Annotated in this window: 16 protein-coding genes; 6 read left to right on the top strand and 10 right to left on the bottom strand. The window is 72.0% G+C overall.

From position 1 onward, the window contains the following. Positions 1-458 (top strand): GDSL-type esterase/lipase family protein (locus ACFV9H_RS13060; RefSeq protein ID WP_385397041.1); only part of this gene is annotated, 458 nt, incomplete at its 5' end. Here ACFV9H_RS13060 and ACFV9H_RS13055 read toward each other — a convergent pair. After that, positions 455-748, bottom strand: coding sequence for a hypothetical protein (locus ACFV9H_RS13055; protein ID WP_385397039.1), 294 nt, complete (start codon positions 746-748; stop codon positions 455-457). The genes ACFV9H_RS13060 and ACFV9H_RS13055 overlap by 4 nt on opposite strands. 261 nt (positions 749-1,009) lie before the next feature. On the opposite strand from ACFV9H_RS13055, the gene ACFV9H_RS13050 reads away from it, so the two are divergent. After that, positions 1,010-3,589: an NACHT domain-containing protein gene (locus tag ACFV9H_RS13050; protein ID WP_385397037.1), complete on the top strand. Its 2,580-nt coding sequence runs from the start codon at positions 1,010-1,012 to the stop codon at positions 3,587-3,589. 29 nt (positions 3,590-3,618) lie between these two features. Further along, the gene (locus ACFV9H_RS13045) at positions 3,619-4,608 is read left to right on the top strand and encodes an aldo/keto reductase (protein ID WP_385397035.1); all 990 of its coding nucleotides are present in this window, start codon (positions 3,619-3,621) and stop codon (positions 4,606-4,608) included. Positions 4,609-4,756: 148 nt separating this feature from the next. Here ACFV9H_RS13045 and thpR read toward each other — a convergent pair whose 3' ends face one another. From thpR to ACFV9H_RS13030, 3 genes are all read right to left on the bottom strand, one after another. Continuing rightward, a complete protein-coding gene (thpR, locus tag ACFV9H_RS13040; RefSeq protein WP_385397033.1) occupies positions 4,757-5,338 on the bottom strand; it encodes an RNA 2',3'-cyclic phosphodiesterase in 582 nt (193 codons plus the stop codon). A gap of 179 nt (positions 5,339-5,517) precedes the next feature. Then, positions 5,518-6,867, bottom strand: a complete 1,350-nt coding sequence (locus ACFV9H_RS13035) for an MFS transporter (RefSeq protein ID WP_385397031.1) — start codon at positions 6,865-6,867, stop codon at positions 5,518-5,520. 25 nt (positions 6,868-6,892) lie between these two features. Beyond that, the gene (locus ACFV9H_RS13030) at positions 6,893-7,330 is read right to left on the bottom strand and encodes a MarR family transcriptional regulator (RefSeq protein ID WP_329381216.1); all 438 of its coding nucleotides are present in this window, start codon (positions 7,328-7,330) and stop codon (positions 6,893-6,895) included. A 139-nt stretch (positions 7,331-7,469) separates the two neighbouring features. Between ACFV9H_RS13030 and ACFV9H_RS13025 the strand changes: the two genes are divergently transcribed. Next, on the top strand, positions 7,470-7,652 hold the full coding sequence (locus tag ACFV9H_RS13025) for a hypothetical protein (RefSeq protein ID WP_030156886.1): 183 nt from the start codon (positions 7,470-7,472) through the stop codon (positions 7,650-7,652). Between the two features lie 15 nt (positions 7,653-7,667). On the opposite strand, the gene ACFV9H_RS13020 is transcribed toward ACFV9H_RS13025, so the two are convergent. Next, a complete protein-coding gene (locus ACFV9H_RS13020) occupies positions 7,668-9,128 on the bottom strand; it encodes an NCS2 family permease (protein WP_385397029.1) in 1,461 nt (486 codons plus the stop codon). Positions 9,129-9,256: 128 nt separating this feature from the next. On the opposite strand from ACFV9H_RS13020, the gene ACFV9H_RS13015 reads away from it, so the two are divergent. Continuing rightward, on the top strand, positions 9,257-9,538 hold the full coding sequence (locus ACFV9H_RS13015; RefSeq protein WP_385397027.1) for a DUF2530 domain-containing protein: 282 nt from the start codon (positions 9,257-9,259) through the stop codon (positions 9,536-9,538). Here the strand turns inward: ACFV9H_RS13015 and ACFV9H_RS13010 are convergent. Next, positions 9,535-10,215 carry an NIPSNAP family protein gene (locus ACFV9H_RS13010; RefSeq protein WP_385397025.1) on the bottom strand — a complete coding sequence of 227 codons (681 nt, stop codon included), beginning with the start codon at positions 10,213-10,215 and terminating at the stop codon, positions 9,535-9,537. The two genes, ACFV9H_RS13015 and ACFV9H_RS13010, sit on opposite strands and share 4 nt — an antisense overlap. 139 nt (positions 10,216-10,354) lie before the next feature. On the opposite strand from ACFV9H_RS13010, the gene ACFV9H_RS13005 reads away from it, so the two are divergent. After that, complete coding sequence (locus tag ACFV9H_RS13005; RefSeq protein ID WP_385397023.1) at positions 10,355-12,808, top strand: HAD-IC family P-type ATPase; 2,454 nt, start codon at positions 10,355-10,357, stop codon at positions 12,806-12,808. Between the two features lie 13 nt (positions 12,809-12,821). Here ACFV9H_RS13005 and ACFV9H_RS13000 read toward each other — a convergent pair whose 3' ends face one another. The 4 genes from ACFV9H_RS13000 to ACFV9H_RS12985 form a co-directional block, all read right to left on the bottom strand. Continuing rightward, positions 12,822-15,941, bottom strand: coding sequence for a sacsin N-terminal ATP-binding-like domain-containing protein (locus ACFV9H_RS13000; protein WP_385397021.1), 3,120 nt, complete (start codon positions 15,939-15,941; stop codon positions 12,822-12,824). Positions 15,942-16,007: 66 nt separating this feature from the next. After that, positions 16,008-16,646, bottom strand: a complete 639-nt coding sequence (locus ACFV9H_RS12995) for a class F sortase (protein ID WP_385397019.1) — start codon at positions 16,644-16,646, stop codon at positions 16,008-16,010. Then, the gene (locus ACFV9H_RS12990; RefSeq protein ID WP_385397017.1) at positions 16,639-17,202 is read right to left on the bottom strand and encodes a hypothetical protein; all 564 of its coding nucleotides are present in this window, start codon (positions 17,200-17,202) and stop codon (positions 16,639-16,641) included. Before ACFV9H_RS12990 ends, ACFV9H_RS12995 begins: the two co-directional genes overlap by 8 nt. Further along, positions 17,199-17,453: a hypothetical protein gene (locus tag ACFV9H_RS12985; RefSeq protein WP_385397015.1), complete on the bottom strand. Its 255-nt coding sequence runs from the start codon at positions 17,451-17,453 to the stop codon at positions 17,199-17,201. The genes ACFV9H_RS12990 and ACFV9H_RS12985 overlap by 4 nt, the downstream gene beginning before the upstream one ends. Positions 17,454-17,613: the final 160 nt, after the last annotated feature.

Here is a 17,613-nt window from a genome sequence, read left to right as displayed (position 1 = left end):
CCCAACGCGGGAAACTCCTCCCCCCCCCCCCCCCGGGCGGGCCGGGGGGGGCCGACGTCCTGCTCGTCTCCCTCGGTCTGATCGACCTCGGCTTCTACACGAAGGCCGACGAGACCGCCGCCAACGCCCGGCGGTTCATCGCCGAGGCGCGAGCGGCCCGCCCGGGAATCCGGATGGTCCTGCTCCCGGTGATCCCGAACGTCCGGGCCGAGGAGGACGCGCCGTTCGCGGCCGAGGTCGACCGCTTCAACGAGCTCCTGGCGAAGGCGGTCGCCGACCTGACGAGCGACGCCTCCCCCGTCCTGCTGGCCGCGCGCCCGGCCTCGTACGACATCCACCAGGACACCTACGACGGCACCCACCCCAACGCCTCCGGCGAGCACCGGCTGGCGGGGGAGTTCGCGGCGGTGCTGCACCAGGCCTGGGGCCTCGGCGGCCCTTACCGCCCGCAGGGCTAGGCCGTCTCTTCCGCCCCCTCATCCGCAGCCGTACCCGCAGTCGGCTGCTGCGCCTGCCTGATCTCCCTCAGGTAGTCCAGGGCCTGCTTCCCCGAGACCTCGCCCAGGAGCCGGTCCTCGTGCAGTCCGCGGCGGGCTTCGTTGCGGGCGTTGACGAGCGCCTCGGCCCGCAGGACCAGCAGGCAGCCGAACACCAGGGCGCCGACCACCCACCATGGTGCCTCGGCGAGGAGGCCCAGCGCGGCCGTCAACAGGCCGCCGAGGGAGGCGAGAAGGCGGTAAGCAGTCATCGGTGAACTCCTCTGAGGACGGGCAGGGGAAGGGGACTTCGGCAGATCCGCCAAGGAATCCCCTGAACCTGGCAGTTGGCCGTACAAGCGCCGCCCGGCCGGCCAAGATGGGTGCTCCGGGCAGGGACGGAAGCCCCCGGCGACCCGGCCGGCGGCAACTCCCACCGACGACGTTCCTCCGCTCGCAAGCCGTCCACCAGGGGCTTCGGGCAACCGTGAACGCGTGAACGCCAATGAACGGGCTCCGAACGAGGAGAGTGAATGGCAGGACGTGGAGGCTCCCAGCCCAAGGGCCCGCAGCGCCCCGATCCGGCGGCCGCCGCACCGCAGTTCCGGTCCTGGGCGGCGCTCATGCGCCGCGTCTACGACGAGCTCTACATGGAGCTGGAACCGGCGGAGCGCCCGTCGGTCAGGGCAATGGCCGCCGCGGCACATCGCAGCGACGGCTACATGTCGCAAGCGTTCTCCGGCAAGGGGCGTATGGAGCTGGAGTCGTTCCGCTTGTTGGTCAAGGCGCTGGGCGGGGACCCCGGCACATGGGAGCCGCGCTGGCACCGGGCCGAGGCCCGGCAGCAGCCGCCCGCCGATGTGGAGCCACCGCCTCCGCCGCTGCCCGGAGTCGAGGACGAGAGCCCGGAGATCCCTGAGAGCTCCGCCGGCCCCGACGCGGACCTGCGACGCTACCCCCTCCGCCGCTTCGTGCGGACCGTCCTCGCGTGGGCGGCCGCGGTGTTCGCCTCACCGGCCCGCTCCCGCCGGGACAAGCACGCGGTGCGGATGCGGCGCACGCTGATCAAGGCGGTCATGGCCCGGGCGGCCAAGGACTTCGGGCGGGCCGAGGCCCACTACTACCTCGAACCGCGGTTCGTGATCCTCGAGCAGCCGGAGGAGGCGAACTTCGGGAGCAGGCGCCGGGAGAGGACCCGCCGGCGGGCCGATCCCCGGCGGGTGGAGACCGTGAGCAGCGTCCGCGCGCTCTACGAGGACATGGAAGACCTCGTGGTGCTGAGCAAGGCGGGCATGGGCAAGACCACGCAGCTCGCTTGCCTCGCCCACCGGCTGGCCGAGGAGGCCCTGGCCGGCGGCCACGACCGGGACCCTTCCTGCATCCCGGTCTACCTGCGCCTCGACACCTACCGCGGCGAACCGATCGAGGAATGGCTGGCCGCCCAGTTGAGCAAGATCAAGGGCGTCTCGGCCCTGCTCGTACGCAGCTTGCTGGACCAGCACCTGCTGCTCCCGGTGCTGGACGGACTGGACGAGGTACCGGAGGCCGATCGGCCCAAGTGCGTCAAGGAACTGCTGCGCCTGCGCGAGCTCTGCCCGGGCATGGCCGTCGGCTGCCGGACGGACGAAGGCGATCTGCGCCGCCTCGCCGAGGGCTTGCACGCGCTGCGCTACGTGGAGATCCAGCCGCCGATCCGGCAGGACGTCCAGGCCTACCTCAACGTCAACAGGGCGGCCCTCGCCGACGTGCACGCGGCGCTGGAGGAGAACCAGGAGCTGTGGCCGCTGCTGCAGTCCCCGATGATGCTCAACATCATCAGCATCACCTACGCCAACCGGTCCGCGGACGATCTGCGCATGGGCGGCAGCAACGCCGAGCGCCGCAGCCGGATCTTTGACGCGTACGTGGGGGAGTGCTTGCGGCGCGAGCGCCCGCGGCCGGACGGCGCCCCGGAGCGGACGCTGACCTGGCTGACCTGGCTGGCCCGGACGCTCACCGCACGCAAGGAGCACGTCCTGTACCTGGACCGGCTGGACCTGAGCTGGCTGTCCCGCCGGGAGGGGATCCTGCCGCGGGCCGCTCCGAACGTGGCCATGGCGGCCTGCGCCCTCGGCACAGCCGCGCTGTGGGTGGCGGCGGCCGACCGGGCCGGAGTGCTGCACGCCAGTCTGCCGGCGGCCGTGGTCCTCGCGCTGGGCATGGTGTGCTCCACCGCGGCGCAGGCGTACGAGTCGGAGAAGCACTTCCTCCGGAGTCCGGAGGGCGGGGGCACGGCTGCCAAGGGGGAGCGCGGGGACGTGCTGATCCCCCTCGCGGCCAATGGAGGGACGGTGATCCTCCTCGGGCTCGTCATGACGATGACGGGCGTTGACCTGGGGGGACCGGGACCCGTGGTGGTGGGGCTGGCCTACTTATGGGTCTCCGCCACCCAGTGGGAAGCCTCGCTCACCGACGTGTTCTCCCCTGTGGAGCAGATGCGGTGGACCTGGCGCCGGCGCGAGCGGGCGATGTACGAGCCGGGCAGGTTCCCCATGAAGCGCTTCGCGCTGACCGCCTCGGTCTGGCTGGCCCTCATGTGCCTGGTCGGCTACGTCGTCCAGTTGCTCTGCCCGGAGCCCGCGTGGCTCGCCCCGGTCGCGGCTTTCCTGCTGGGCCAGGCCTATATCTTCGGCAACCAGTTCGAACCATCCCTACAGGACCGGCGCCCCCGCCCCAACGAGGGCGTCCGCCGGACGGTCCGCTTCTCCCTGGTCCACGGGTTCGCGGGCCTGGTCGTGGCCGCCGTGTGCCTGACCGCGCTCATCGCCCTGGCCTCGCCCGAGCACGACCTGCGCCGCGCCGGCTATGTCGCCACTCTGCTGGGCGCACTCTTCGCCCTGGTGCGGGGCTTCCGCTACGGGGGCCTGGCGGTCGTACGCCACTGGACGATCCGCGCGGTCCTCGCGTACCGGGGGCGCACTCCCTACCGCTACCGGCGTTTCCTGCACACCGCCGAGGAGCGCATCCTGCTCTTCCGCACGGACAGCGGATTCTTCTTCCCGCACCGTCTGATCCAGCTCCATCTGGACACCACCGCCGAGGAGTTGCTGCCGCGGGTTACGCCCTTGCCTTGAGTGCACTCGAAGCGTTTGTCTTGTGGTCCATGAAGTACACGCAGCTCGGACGCACCGGACTCAAAGTCAGCCGACTCGTTCTCGGCACGATGAACTTCGGTCCGCAGACAGACGAACCCACGAGCCACTCGATCATGGACTCCGCGCTCGACGCGGGCCTGAACTTCTTCGACACCGCCAACGTGTACGGGTGGGGTGAGAACAAGGGCCGCACCGAGGAGATCATCGGCACCTGGTTCGCCCAGGGCGGTGGCCGACGCGAGAAGACGGTCCTCGCCACCAAGGTCTACGGCTCCATGTCCCGCGAGGGCGAGACCTGGCCCAACGAGGACAGGCTGTCGGCGCTGAACATCCGCCGGGCCGTCGAGGCCAGCCTCAAGCGGCTCCAGACCGACCACATCGACGTCTACCAGTTCCACCACATCGACCGCCGGACCCCCTTCGAGGAGATCTGGCAGGCCGTCGACGTACTGATCCAGCAGGGCAAGATCCTCTACGCGGGCTCCTCCAACTTCCCCGGCTACAAGATCGCCCAGGCCAACGAGACGGCCGCCCGGCGCGGGATGGTCGGCCTGGTCAGCGAGCAGTGCCTCTACAACCTCGCCGAGCGGCGGGCCGAGATGGAGGTCATCCCGGCGGCCCAGGACTACGGCCTCGGGGTCATCCCGTGGTCGCCGCTGCACGGCGGCGTGCTCGGCGGGGTCATCAAGAAGGAGGTCGAGGGCGGGCGCCGGGCCTCCGGGCGGGCGGCGGACGCGCTGGCCAACAGTTCGGTACGGGCGCAGATCCAGGCGTACGAGGACCTGCTGGAGAAGCACGGCCTGGAGCCCGGCGAGGCCGCCCTGGCCTGGCTGCTCACCCGGCCGGGCGTGACGGGCCCCATCGTCGGCCCGCGCACCGCCGAGCAGCTGGACGGTGCGCTGCGCGCGCTGGAACTGGAGCTGAGCGAGGAGGTACTGGCCGCGCTGGACGAGATCTTCCCCGGGCCGGGACCGTCCCCGGAGGCCTTCGCCTGGTGATCGACGTCGAGCCGTGGACGGTCCGCCGGGCGCTACTGGCCGACGGCGGCCGCCACGGCCACGACGACGAACATCAGCACGAGCACACCGGCCATCACACGGTTTCTGGTCTTGGGATCCACCCGTCGAGCCTAACCGGTCCCCGCGGTCAGCCTTCCAGGGGCCAGGCCGCGACCGTCTCGTAGCGGGGCTGCTCGCCGGGGATCCCGCTGGTGGGCAGGTTGCTGCGGACCAGGCTCAGCTCGCCGACCTGCCAGGCCGTCCCCTCGAAGGAGGCGAGCCCCTCCAGGTAGTGCCGCAGGCCGTCACCCTGGCCCTGGTCGGGGTGGTCACGCTTGATGTCGCGGCTGCGGCCCAGGGTGAGGTGCGGGGTGTACCGGTGGTGCTGCCCCATCGGTACGCCCGCCCGCCGCGCGGCGGCGTCCGCCCGCTCGGCGAGCATCCGCATCCCGTCGAGGTCCCCGGCGGCCCCGACCCACAGAGCGCGGTCCCCGAAGTGCCCGGCGCCGTGCAGCCGCAGCGTGAACGGGGCCGTGCGGTGGGCGGCCCTGGCCAGCCGGACGTGCAACTCGGGGAGCAGCTCGTCCCGCACCTCGCCGAGGAAGGCCAGAGTGAAGTGCCAGCCCGCCTGGGCGGTCCAGCGCAGCCGGTCGTCGCGCAGCCCCTCCAGGGCCTGCGCGAGCTCCTCGACGGCCGCGGGGGGCGGCAGCACGGCGACGAACAGTCTCATGGCCCCGAGCCTATAGGCGCCGCCGGTGCCGAGGGGTGCGCTCGGCCGCGCCGCCGTTGCCGGGGGCCAGCCCCCGGACCCCCGCGCCTCAAACGCCGGCGAGGCTGGATGTTTCAGCCCCGCCGGCGTTTGAGACGCGGGGTCTGGGGCGGAGCCCCAGGAGGCCGGGCCGCAGGCGCCTAGGCGACCGCCACCAGTTCGCGGCGGCGCGAGCCGGCGGCGGGGACGAACGCCACCCCGTGCCGGCTCACGCGCAGGCGGAGGTTGCCGACCCGGGCGAGGATCAGCCCGATGGCGAGCGACGCGGCCAGCGACACCGCGCCACCCGCCGCCATACCGACCCGCGCGCCGTACGTGTCCGTGATCCAGCCCACCAGCGGCGCGCCCACCGGGGTCCCGCCCGTGAACACCATCATGAACAGGGCCATGACCCGCCCCCGCATCTCCGGGTCGGTCGCCATCTGCACGCTGGAGTTGGCCGTGACGTTGACCGTCAGCCCGAACAGCCCGATCGGCACGAGCAGCGCCGCGAACAGCCAGAAGCCCGGCGCGAAGGCCGTCACGATCAGCAGCGCCGAGAACAGCACGGCGGCCGCCGTCAGCAGCCGCAGCCGGGAGAGCCCCCGCCGGGCCGCGAGCAGCGCGCCGGCCAGGGAGCCGGCCGCGATCAGGGTGTTGAAGAGCCCGTATGTGCCCGCGTCCCCGTGGAAGACGTTGTCGACGAACGCGGAGAGCCAGATCGGGAAGTTGAACCCGAAGGTCCCGATGAAGCCGACCAGCACGATCGGCCAGATCAGCTCCGGCCGGCCGGCGACGTAGCGCAGGCCCTCGCGCAGCTGCCCCTTCGCGCGGGGCTGCGGCTCGACCGGGTGCAGTTCGTTCGTGCGCATCAGCAGCAGGCCGATGACGGGCGCGGCGAAGGACAGTCCGTTCAGCAGGAAGGCCCAGCCGGAGCCGACGGCGGTGATCAGCACACCGGCGATCGCCGGGCCGACCAGCCGCGCGGACTGGAAGTTCGCCGAGTTCAGGCTGACGGCGTTGGCCAGTTGGTCCTTGCCGACCATCTCGGGGACGAACGTCTGCCGGGCGGGGTTGTCCACGACGGTGACGAGGCCGAGCAGGAAGGCGGCGAGGTAGACGTGCCAGACCTGGACGTGTCCCGCCAGGGTGAGCGCGGCGAGTGCGACACCGGTGAGGCCCATCGCGCTCTGGGTGGTGATCAGCAGCGGCCGCTTGGGCAGCCGGTCGGCGAGTACGCCTCCGTAGAGGCCGAACAGCATCATCGGCAGGAACTGCAGGGCGATGGTGATGCCGACGGCGGAGGCGGAGCCGGTCAGGGAGAGGACCAGCCAGTCCTGGGCGATGCGTTGCATCCAGGTGCCCGTGTTCGACACGGCCTGGCCGGTCGCGAAGAGCCGGTAGTTCCGGATCTTCAGCGAGCTGAACATCGAGTTCTTGCCCGCGCGTGCGTCAGTAGTGGGGGTGGATATGTGGTCGGGTGCGGAGTCTGCTCCGTTTCCCGTACTCAAAAGCGTTCGCCTCCTGGCGTCGTCCTTATAGGTGCGCGAGCTTCTCCAGGACGGGTGCGGCCTCGCGCAGCTTGGCCCACTCCTCCTCGGTCAGCTCGGCCGCGAGCCCGGCCAGGAAGGCGTTCCGCTTGCGACGGCTCTCTTCGAGCATCGCTTCGGCCTCCTCGGTCTGGCGGACCACCTTCTGGCGGCGGTCGTCGGGGTGCGGCTCCAGCGTGACCAGTCCCTTGGCCTCCAGCAGGGCGACGATGCGGGTCATCGACGGCGGCTGCACGTGCTCGCGCCGGGCCAGCTCACCGGGGGTGGCCTGGCCGCAGCGGGCGAGGGTGCCGAGGACCGACATCTCGGTCGGGCTCAGCGACTCGTCGACGCGCTGGTGCTTGAGGCGCCGGCCCAGTCGCATGACGGCGGAGCGGAGGTCGTTCACGGCGGCAGCGTCGTCGCCATGGGAAAGGTCACGCATGTCTTTAGAGTAACTCATTACTCTAGCTAAAGAACACCGGGTTTCCTTCTGACCCCTTCGTCGCCCTCAGTCACTCGTAAGGGTGAGTGGGGCGCGGAAAGTGACACGCGTACACGCCCTCAGCCCCGACCCTTTCGGCATGGGGACACATGTGCTGAGCATGCGCATAGACGGGGAGCTCCTCGACAGGCTCCGGACTCATGCCGCCAAACGCGGAATGAGCGTCCAGGACTACGTGGTCCGGACGCTCATTCGCGACGATTTCGACGAGCGCTTCAAGGCGGCCGTCGACGAGACGGAGAAGTTCTACGGGCTCACGTGAGCCCTGGCACGAGCCTTACGTGAGGCCGAGGGCGGGCATCGCGTAGTAGAAGACGAACACCGCCGACACGACGTACATGGCCACCGGGACCTCACGGCCCCGGCCGGTCGCCAGCCGCAGCGCGCTGAAGGCGATGAAGCCGATGCCGATGCCGTTGGTGATCGAGTACGTGAAGGGCATCATCACCATGGCCAGGAAGGCCGGGACGGCGATGGTGAAGTCGCTCCAGTCGATGTCCTTGACCGAGCCCGCCAGGATCAGGAAGCCGACCGCCACCAGGGCGGGGGTGGCCGCCTGGGACGGGACCATGGTGGCGAGCGGGGTGAGGAACAGCGCCACGGCGAAGAGACCGCCCGTCACGACGTTCGCCAGACCCGTGCGGGCGCCCTCGCCGACCCCGGCCGTGGACTCCACGAAGCAGGTGGTCGCCGAGGAGGAGGTCGCGCCGCCCGAGGCGACGGCCAGGCCGTCGACCAGCAGGACCCGGTTGATCCCGGGGAACTCGCCGGTCTCCTTGTCGATCAGCTTCGCCTCGTCGCCGACGCCGAGGATCGTGCCCATGGCGTCGAAGAAGCAGGACAGCAGCACGGTGAAGACGAACAGGACGCCCGTCAGCACCCCGACCTTCCCGAAGCCGCCGAAGAGGCTGACCTGGCCGACGAGCCCGAAGTCGGGCGCGGCCACCGGGTTGCCCGGCCACTCGGGCACGGTCAGGCCCCAGCCGGTGTCCGGGATCTCGACGACCAGCTGGACGACGACCGCGACGACGGTCATGGCCACGATGGAGATCAGGATCGCGCCGGGCGTCTTGCGGATCAGCAGCGCGAGCGTGAGCAGCACGCCGACCGCGAAGATCAGGACGGGCCAGCCGTGCAGGTGGCCGCCGGTGCCGAGCTGGAGCGGGACCGTGGTGTGCGCGGCGTCCGGGATGCGAGTGACGAAGCCGGAGTCGACCAGGCCGATCAGCATGATGAACAGGCCGATGCCGATCGCGATGCCCTTGCGCAGGCCCGTCGGGACGGCGTTCATGACCCGCTCGCGCAGGCCGGTCGCGACCAGCAGCATCACGACGAAGCCCGCCAGCACCACCATGCCCATGGCGTCGGGCCAGCTCATGCGCGGGGCGAGCTGGAGGGCGACGACCGTGTTGACCCCGAGGCCGGCGGCCAGCGCGATCGGGACGTTGCCGATGACGCCCATCAGGAGGGTGGTGAAGGCCGCGGTCAGGACGGTCGCCGTGACGAGCTGGCCGCCGTCGAGCTGGTTCCCGTACATGTCCTTCGCGCTGCCGAGGATGATCGGGTTCAGCACGATGATGTAGGCCATCGCGAAGAAGGTGGCGAAGCCGCCGCGGACCTCGCGGGCGATGGTCGAGCCGCGCTCGGAGATCTTGAAGTAGCGGTCCAGGCCGCCGGAGGGTCCCTGGGGGGAGGGCTCCGGACGGATGGCTTCGGGGGCGGGGGCCGACGTGCTCATACGGTCCTCAAATGGGGGTTCATACGAAGAAAATGGGCCTGGCCCAAACCGTTTCAGTATGAACACATGAACGAAGGGGAGTCCATCTCCGCGCGTAGACCCCGGCCCGGCCCGCCTAGACTTGCCGCATGGCGAAATGGACAGCGAGGCACGAGGCTCCCGAGCCCTTGGAGGGCCCGGTCGTCGCGACCATCACGGGCGGCACGATCCTCTGGTTCGCCATGTTCCTCGCCCAGCTCCCCTTCTACGGCTGGTTCGCCGACCGGGACCTGCTGTGGTGGGTCTGGACCTGCGCGGCCGGCGGCTTCCTCGGCCTGATCGGCATCTGGTACGTCCGCGGCCGCGACGCCGCCCTCAAGCGCCACGCCGCCGAGCAGGCGGAGCGGGCCGAGCAGACCCCGCCCGCCTAGGTCCGCCGTACGGGCTCCAGCCGCAGGTGCTGCGGCGTCGAGCGGAGGCGGGCCGACAGGTCCGGAAGCGGTGGCGGGGTCGCGCCCTGCGTGAACCAGAGGAGGACGTCCTCTCCCTCCCTGACCGGCAGCGCCGGGAAGGTGTTCTCGGCGTGTTCGGTGCGGTGCACCGCCAGTGCCGGGAACCCGGCGGCGGCCAGGGCGGGGCGTAGCTCCCGCTCGAAGTGGACGGCGAAGTCCCCGTCCAGTGGATGGCACACGGTCACGACGCCCGGCCCGCCGACGCCCGGCCTCCCTCGCTCGCCCGCGCCCGCGCCCGCGCCCGCCTCGCCCGCGCCCGGCCCGGGCCTGCCGGCGACCGGCGGAGCCGGCAGGCCCGGCCCGCGCAGCAGCAGCACGTCGTCCGAGTCCACCATGGTCGCGTTGGCCGCCTCCCGGTGCGCCTGCCAGACGGGGCCGTAGTAGAAGGCCCTCAGCGCCCGGTCCCGCGCCGCCATGTGCGGGAAGGCCCGCAGCCAGACGAAGCGGTCCGGGTCGTCGAGGTCCCGGAAGCGGCCTCCGACGCTGATGCCGACCGCCTCCTGCCCGGTGACGAACTCGCGCTCGAACAGGTCGATCAGTGTGTCCCGGGCACCCGGGTGGAGGGTGTACTGCCGGAGTTCGACGATGAGGTCCATGAGCCGCACGCTAAGGCCGGTCCCCTGACACCCTCCGTCAGCGAAAGGGGCGACCAGGGGACGATTCGGGTCATCCCGAAGTCGGATCTTCGGTTCGCTCGGCGGGTGAAGCGTTCGAACCACGCTTACCGTCGAAACCATGACGCAGCGGGCAGACATCGACCACGACGGGCCGGAGCGGGCCACCGGGGCCATCGACGCGGGGGCCGAACTCGACCCCGTACACCCCGTGCGGCCACCGGCGCCCCGGTTCAAGCCCGCCGGGCTGACCACCGCCGAAGTCGCCGAACGCGTCGCGCGCGGCGACGTCAACGACGTTCCCGTCCGCAGCAGCCGCTCCACCGCCGACATCGTCCGCGCGAACGTCTTCACCCGCTTCAACGCCATCATCGGCGTCCTCTGGGTGATCATGTTCTTCGTCGCGCCCATCCAGGACAGCCTCTTCGGCTTCGTGATCATCGCGAACACCGGCATCGGCATCATCCAGGAACTGCGCGCCAAGAAGACCCTCGACGGCCTCGCCGTCATCGGCGAGGCCAAACCCAGCGTCCGCCGCGAGGGCCGCACCGCCGAGATCTCCACCTCCGAGATCGTCCTCGGCGACGTCATCGAACTCGGGCCCGGGGACAAGGTCGTCGTCGACGGCTCCGTCGGCGAGGCCGAAAGCCTGGAGATCGACGAGTCCCTGCTCACCGGCGAGGCCGACCCCGTCCTGAAGAAGCCCGGCGACACCGTCATGTCGGGGTCCTTCGTGGTCGCCGGCGGCGGCGCCTTCACCGCCACCAAGGTCGGCCGCGAGGCCTACGCCGCCCAGCTGGCCGAAGAGGCCTCCCGCTTCACGCTCGTCCACTCCGAGCTGCGCTCCGGCATCTCCACCATCCTCAAGTACGTCACCTGGATGATGATCCCGACCTCGATCGGCCTGATCATCAGCCAGCTCGTCGTCAAGGACAACAACCTCAAGGACTCCATCGCCCGCACCGTCGGCGGCATCGTCCCGATGATCCCCGAGGGCCTCGTCCTCCTCACCTCCGTCGCCTTCGCGATCGGCGTCATCCGCCTGGGCCGCAAGCAGTGCCTGGTCCAGGAACTGCCCGCCATCGAGGGGCTGGCCCGCGTCGACGTGGTCTGCCTCGACAAGACCGGCACCCTCACCGAGGGCGGCATGGACGTCACCGAGCTCCGCCCGCTCGGCGGCACGGACCCCGCGTACGTCAAGAAGGTGCTCGGCGCCCTCGGCGAATCCGACCCCCGCCCCAACGCCAGCCTCCAGGCCATCATCGACGCCTACCCCGACAGCGCCGAATGGCGCTGCACCGAGTCCCTCCCCTTCTCCTCCGCCCGCAAGTACAGCGGCGCCAGCTTCAGCGAGGGCGACGGCGAGAACAACACCTGGCTGCTCGGCGCCCCCGACGTCCTGCTCCCCGCCGGGGACCCGGCCCTCGACGAGATCAACGACCTCAACGAACAGGGCCTACGCGTCCTGCTGCTGGCCCGCTCCGGCCGAGAGCTCGACGACGAGGCCGTGGCCACCGGGGTCAGGCCGACCGCACTCGTCGTCCTGGAGCAGCGGCTGCGTCCCGACGCCGCCGACACCCTGCGCTACTTCGAGGACCAGGACGTCAAGGCGAAGGTCATCTCCGGCGACAACGCGGTCTCCGTCGGCGCGGTCGCCGGGAAGCTGGGGCTGCCGGGCGCGGAGAACACCGTCGACGCCCGCAAGCTCCCCACCGAACAGGCCGGGATGGCCGAGGCCCTCGACGAGAACGCGGTCTTCGGCCGCGTCACCCCGCAGCAGAAGCGCGACATGGTCGGAGCCCTGCAGTCCAAAGGCCACACGGTCGCGATGACGGGCGACGGCGTCAACGACGTGCTCGCCCTCAAGGACGCCGACATCGGCGTCTCCATGGGCTCGGGCTCGGAAGCCACCCGCGCCGTCGCGCAGATCGTCCTCCTCAACAACAGCTTCTCCACCCTCCCCTCGGTGGTCGCCGAGGGCCGTCGCGTCATCGGCAACATCACCCGCGTCGCGACCCTCTTCCTCACGAAGACGGTCTACTCGGTGCTCCTCGCCATCCTGGTGGTCTGCTCGCAGGTCGAGTACCCCTTCCTGCCCCGCCACCTGACCCTGCTGTCCACCCTCACGATCGGCATCCCGGCCTTCTTCCTGGCCCTGGCCCCGAACAAGGAGCGCGCCAAACCGCACTTCGTGAAGCGCGTGATGCGCTACGCCATCCCCGGCGGCGTGATCGCGGCGACGGCCACCTTCGTGACGTACCTGATCGCCCGCGCCCACTACACGGGCCCCGACTCCCTCAAGGCGGAGACCAGCGCGGCCACCCTGGCCCTCTTCCTCACCTCCATGTGGGTCCTGGCGATCATCGCCCGCCCGTACACCTGGTGGCGCGTCGGCCTGGTCGGCGCCATGGGCGGGGCGTTCCTGATCGTCCTCGTGGTGCCGTGGCTCCAGGACTTCTTCCAGCTGAAGCTGGAGGGCGCCACCATGCCGTGGATCGCGGTGGCCACCGCGGCGGTGGCCGCGACCCTGATCGAATTCACCTTCCGCTGGGTGAACCGCAAGTTCCCGGCCTAGGCCCGTCGCCGCGTCAGTCGAACCACCTGTCGCGGGCCAGTTCCCCGGTGCGGGACGGGTCCTCCAGGAGTGCCGCCACCTCGAAGCGGCGGGGCCACTGGGAGGCCGACCAGGCCAGGCCCGCCGCCACGCCCTCCAGTGTGGAGGCGTGGAGGGTGCCGTCGGGGGTGCGGCGCCAGTCGAGTTCGATGCCGCCCGCGATCAGTTCCTCGTGCTCGACGTACGTGGTCGGGGTCGAGGGGCCGAGGAGGATGCGGACCGATTCGGGTACCTCGTGGACCTCGCCCGGGGTCGTCACCTCCGCCGGGACCGTCTCCGAGAGCCGGCGGACCTGGAGGAGGTCCGCCAGGTCCGCCGCCCGGGACGGGGCGACGGGGAGGAGGGGGAGGCCGGTGGTGAGGGGGAGGAGGTCCGGGGCGTCGGCGACGAGCGCGTCGGCCGCGTCCACCACGACCACCTCGCCGTCCACCACCGCGCGCAGCTCGTCCGGGAGGGTGACCTGCTCGGGGTCCAGGTCGGCCAGGGCCCCGTACAGGCCGTGCAGTTGGCGGCCGGTGACCTCGCGGTCCGGGTCGGCGAGCCGGCCCAGGAGCTCGGCCGCGCCGCCGGGCTCGTCCAGGAGGGCGGAGACCGTGGTGCGTACGCCGAGGGCCCGCAGGACCTGCTCGTCCTCGAAGCCGGTGGCGTCCGCCGAGGTGTAGAGGCCCTCCAGGAGCGGATCGCCGCCCGCCGCGCGCAGACCGGCCGGGCGGCGGCCGTCGAGCACCGGGTGATCGCGCAGCCACCAGGCGGTGTACGGGCGCACCGACTGCGTGGTGCCGTCCGGGAGCAGGATGCGCACGGGCTGGGTGAGGGCGTCGCGGAGCGGGGGCTGCGCGAGCATCGCGAGGGCCTGGGGCCAGCAGTCGTCGTCGACCAGGTCGAGGTCGCGGACGGCGACCAGTTCCGTGGCCACCGGGGGGACCGGGGTGTCGGGCAGCTGGTCGAGGAGGTCCTCGCACCAGACGTCGACCGCGTCCAGCAGCCCCGCGTCGTCGGGCTCCGCGAAGTCCCCCTCGCGCGGCTCCAGTTCGTCCGGGTCGAGGACGACGTCGGTGGCGCGGACCAGCTGGAAGGTGGCGAGGACCCCGCAGGCGGTGAGGGTGTCCGCGTCCCAGCGGGCGGCCAGTTCGGCGTCCAGGTAGGGGATCTCGTCCTCGCGGACGACCGAGGCCAAGGGGCTGCCCGGTAGCAGGAGTTCGCCCGCCGGGGTCAGCTCGCCGTCCTCGTCGGGCAGGGCCAGCGCGCCGAGCCAGGGTTCGTCGCCGGGCGACAGCTCGGCGTCGCGGACCAGCCCCAGGACGACCTCGGCCAGTTCGTCGGCGTCCAGCGTGTCCGCGTCCTCGTCCCAGATCTCGCCCGCGTCGAGGGAGGCCGCGACGGCCGCCCGCACCTGCGGGGTCGTCAGGACGGCCCGCGGCGTCGCCGGGAGGGCGCCGAGCTTCTCCAGCAACGGGTGCGCCGCGTCCGGGTGGGCCACCTTCAGCCCGAGGCGGGCCAGGTCGGCCGGCGTGTCCCCGGAGGGCAGCAGGACGTGGCGCGGGCCGATCGTCGTACGGCCGTCGGCGAGCGGCACGGGCAGCCCGGACAGCCGGTCCGGGTCCACCCCGGCAAGGCTGTCGTAGAGCCGGTGCCACCAGTCGGGGGTCCGCTCGATGCCCGCGATCCGCTCGATGGCATCCCCGAGCGGGAGCCGGCCCACACCCAGCGTCCGCAGCTCGGCGCGCCGCTCCAGGCCCGCCGGGAGCAGCGTCGGCAGCACCTCCGCGAGGACCCGCACGGTGTCGGCGCCCGCGCCCTCCACCACCTCGGCCTCGAAGGGGCGCAGCGCCGACAGCTCCTCGGAGGGGGCCGCCGGGGCGAGGAAGGCGGTGCGGGGCAGCCGCTTCAGTACGGCCGCGCGCAGGGCCCCGTCGAGCTCGCCCTTGCCGAGCGGGCCCGGTACGAGGTCCACGAGCGCCGTGCTCACCGGCTCCCACTCGCCGAGCAGTTCGGCGTACGCGTCGGCCGCGCGCTCCACGAGGAAGTCGGTCAGCGGCCCCGGCGCCGGGTGCCGGCGGGTGGTGTCCAGCGGCAGCGTCGCGATGAGCAGCGCGGGGATGCCCAGCGGCTCGTCCGTCGGGGTCGGCGCGTGCACCACGCTCGCGGTGGCCGGGCGCACCGGAGCGCCCTCGGCGTCCACCGGCACCGCCCAGGACACCGCCCAGGCGGGCCGCAGCCGCTCCTCCACGGGCCGGTCGGCGAGCAGGGCCCGCTCGATGGGGCCGCCGTGGCGGACGGTGCGCCAGCGGTTGGTGCCGGTCAGCGAGTCCTCGATGACGGTGTACGGGCCCTCGTCGGCGCGGTGCAGGGTGCGGGTGCCCCCGGTCGGGGTCTCGACCACGACCTCTCGCAGCCCCGGCAGGGTCAGCAGCAGGGCGTCGTCGATACCGGCCAGCAGCCGCTCCACCAGGTCCTCGGCGGCCGCGTCGCGCAGCGGGAGGACGACCACCGTGTCGTAGCCTTCGGGCGCGGTGCCCTCGGCGGGCAGCGGGAGGCGCAGCAGCGGGACGTGCCCGTCGCGGCGGCGCAGCTCGTCGCCGAGGCCGGGGCTGCCGACGGCTGCGTCCTTCGCCAGCTCGCGGGCCTCGGCCAGGGACCAGCGGACCCCGCCGTGCCGGCCCAGCACCGCGGGCTCGTCGCAGACGGCCAGCACGGCGGCGAAGCCGACGCCGAAGCGGCCGACGCTGTCGTCCGCGGACTCCCGCTTGGCGGAGGCGCGCAGGGTGGACAGCGACTCCACGCCCGTCGCGTCCAGCGGGGCACCGGTGTTGGCCACGGCCAGCACGGCGTGCCCGTGGTCGCCCTCGCCGGCGTGCAGGGTCAGCCGCAGCCGGCCCGGCACCTTGGCCCGGGCGGCGGCGTCGGCGGCGTTCTGCGCCAGCTCGACGACGAGCCGGTCGCGGTAGCCGCCGAGCGCGAGGTCCTCCTCGGCGTTGGCGTCCTCCCGGAACCGGGCCGGGCCCGCCCCCCACGCGTCGAGCACCCCGCGCCGCAGCCGGGCCGTGCCGAAGGGGTCCACGCCGCTCTGGGCCGCCGTCACTCGCACGCTCACGCCGCTGCCTCCAAGATCGCTCTCCGGAGTCCTGACCCCGGAGAGCTGAAGGTATCGCGTGAAGGGCTACGCCTCGCCCGTGAGGTGGGCGAACACGACCACGTTCGCGTCCCAGTGGCGGTCCGCGGTGAGGTGGCCGCCGCACGTGATGACGCGGAGCTCGGCCTTGCCGCGGGTGTCGCCGTAGACCTTGTCGGTGGGGAAGGCGTCCTTCTTGAAGGTGTCGACCTCGTCGACGGAGAAGACGGCGGTGGTGCCGTCGGCGCGGTGGACGTCGATCTCCTCGCCCTTCTTCAGCTTCTTGAGGTCGAAGAAGACGGCCTTGGCGACCTGCGGGGTGTCCATGTGGCCGACGATGGCGGCCGCGCCCGGCTCGCCGGGGGTGGGGCCGTTCTCGTACCAGGCCGCGTCCTTGGGCTTGGCGAAGTCGGGTTCCCGCATGACGCCTTGGGCGTCGAGGCCGACGGTGTCCAGCGGGGCGTCCACGCCGATGTCGGGAATCTCGATGTGGTCCGGGACGGACGGGGCGAGGGAGGCGGCGGCGGCAGCGTGGGCCGGGCCGCTCTTCTTGCCGCCGTCGCCCGCGGAGCAGCCGGAGGCGAGGAGCACGGCGAGGGCCGTGGCGAGGACCGAGGCCCCCGCCCGGGCGGCCGCGCGACGTGCGTGGCCGCCCCGGCGGAGGGAGGTGGTGGCGGGCTCAGACATCGCTGGCATCGCCGGTCTCGGGCACGTAGCCGACGGGGGCCTCGCCGGTGTTCACGGAACCCTTGGGGGTCTTGTGCTCGCTCGGCTTCAGCGGCTGGGGCTTCGGCTGCGGCTGCGGCTTCACGTCGGGGGTGCTCTTGCCCTCGGTGGAGAACTTGACGGTGTCGAACTTCTTGCCGCCCGCGTAGGCCTCGACGCCGTAGTAGCCGGTCTTGACGTCCTTGGCCACCACGGCGGTGCCGGTCCAGGTGCCGTGGCCGTCGTCCTTCAGGTTGACCTGGCCGCCGGTGAAGGCGTCCGACTTCACGAAGGCGTTCTTCTCGGCGGCGCCGGTCCTGATGGTGACGACGACCTTGTCGCCGGGGCGGCCGAAGTCGGTGGACAGGCTCACGGTGGACGCCGTCGGCGTGGGCTTGTCGCCCTTCATGACGGTCAGCTGCGCGGTGGCCTGGAGCTTGGCGCCGTCGCGGCCGGTGCCGGTCAGGGAGACCCCGTACGTGCCGTCGGCGACGTCGGCGACCGTGGCGGTGCCGCCCCGGCCGTCGGTCATCTTCACGCCGTCCAGGGCTTGGAGGAGACGGAGAGGTTCGTGGAGCCGTCGGGAACGTCCATCTGGAAGCTGATGGAGGAGCCGGGCTTGGCCGTCGACGCCGACAGCTTCAGGCCCGCCTTGTCCGCGTGGGCGGCCGTGCCGATCGCGGAGTGGGAGTCGTGGGCGGGAGAGTCGGCGGCGAAAGCGGTGGCGGCGCCGCCGAGCGCCATCGACGAGGCGAGGGCGATGCTCGCGATGGTGAGTGCCTTGCGCATGGGAATTCCTCCTGAACGGGCCGGGGTTGTTTCCCGGCACACCAGACATGAGGGACATCCCGGGGCGCTTGGTTGCGGGCCGGTTCGGGGGTCGGGGGAAGGCCTGCCGAAGGTCCTGAGGGGTAAAGACGCAGGCCGGGCCGGGGGTGAGGATCTTCCG

Source organism: Streptomyces sp. NPDC059874, assembly GCF_042731135.1.
GTDB lineage: Bacteria > Actinomycetota > Actinomycetes > Streptomycetales > Streptomycetaceae > Streptomyces.
This window is presented reverse-complemented; position numbering and strand designations above follow the sequence as displayed.

Coding starts and splice junctions, on each gene's coding strand:
- ACFV9H_RS13055 (WP_385397039.1), bottom strand. CDS start 748: ATGACTGCTTACCGCCTTCTCGCCTCCCTCGGCGGCCTGTTGACGGCC.
- ACFV9H_RS13050 (WP_385397037.1), top strand. CDS start 1,010: ATGGCAGGACGTGGAGGCTCCCAGCCCAAGGGCCCGCAGCGCCCCGAT.
- ACFV9H_RS13045 (WP_385397035.1), top strand. CDS start 3,619: ATGAAGTACACGCAGCTCGGACGCACCGGACTCAAAGTCAGCCGACTC.
- thpR (WP_385397033.1), bottom strand. CDS start 5,338: ATGAGACTGTTCGTCGCCGTGCTGCCGCCCCCCGCGGCCGTCGAGGAG.
- ACFV9H_RS13030 (WP_329381216.1), bottom strand. CDS start 7,330: ATGCGTGACCTTTCCCATGGCGACGACGCTGCCGCCGTGAACGACCTC.
- ACFV9H_RS13025 (WP_030156886.1), top strand. CDS start 7,470: ATGGGGACACATGTGCTGAGCATGCGCATAGACGGGGAGCTCCTCGAC.
- ACFV9H_RS13020 (WP_385397029.1), bottom strand. CDS start 9,128: ATGAGCACGTCGGCCCCCGCCCCCGAAGCCATCCGTCCGGAGCCCTCC.
- ACFV9H_RS13015 (WP_385397027.1), top strand. CDS start 9,257: ATGGCGAAATGGACAGCGAGGCACGAGGCTCCCGAGCCCTTGGAGGGC.
- ACFV9H_RS13010 (WP_385397025.1), bottom strand. CDS start 10,215: ATGGACCTCATCGTCGAACTCCGGCAGTACACCCTCCACCCGGGTGCC.
- ACFV9H_RS13005 (WP_385397023.1), top strand. CDS start 10,355: ATGACGCAGCGGGCAGACATCGACCACGACGGGCCGGAGCGGGCCACC.
- ACFV9H_RS12995 (WP_385397019.1), bottom strand. CDS start 16,646: ATGTCTGAGCCCGCCACCACCTCCCTCCGCCGGGGCGGCCACGCACGT.
- ACFV9H_RS12985 (WP_385397015.1), bottom strand. CDS start 17,453: ATGCGCAAGGCACTCACCATCGCGAGCATCGCCCTCGCCTCGTCGATG.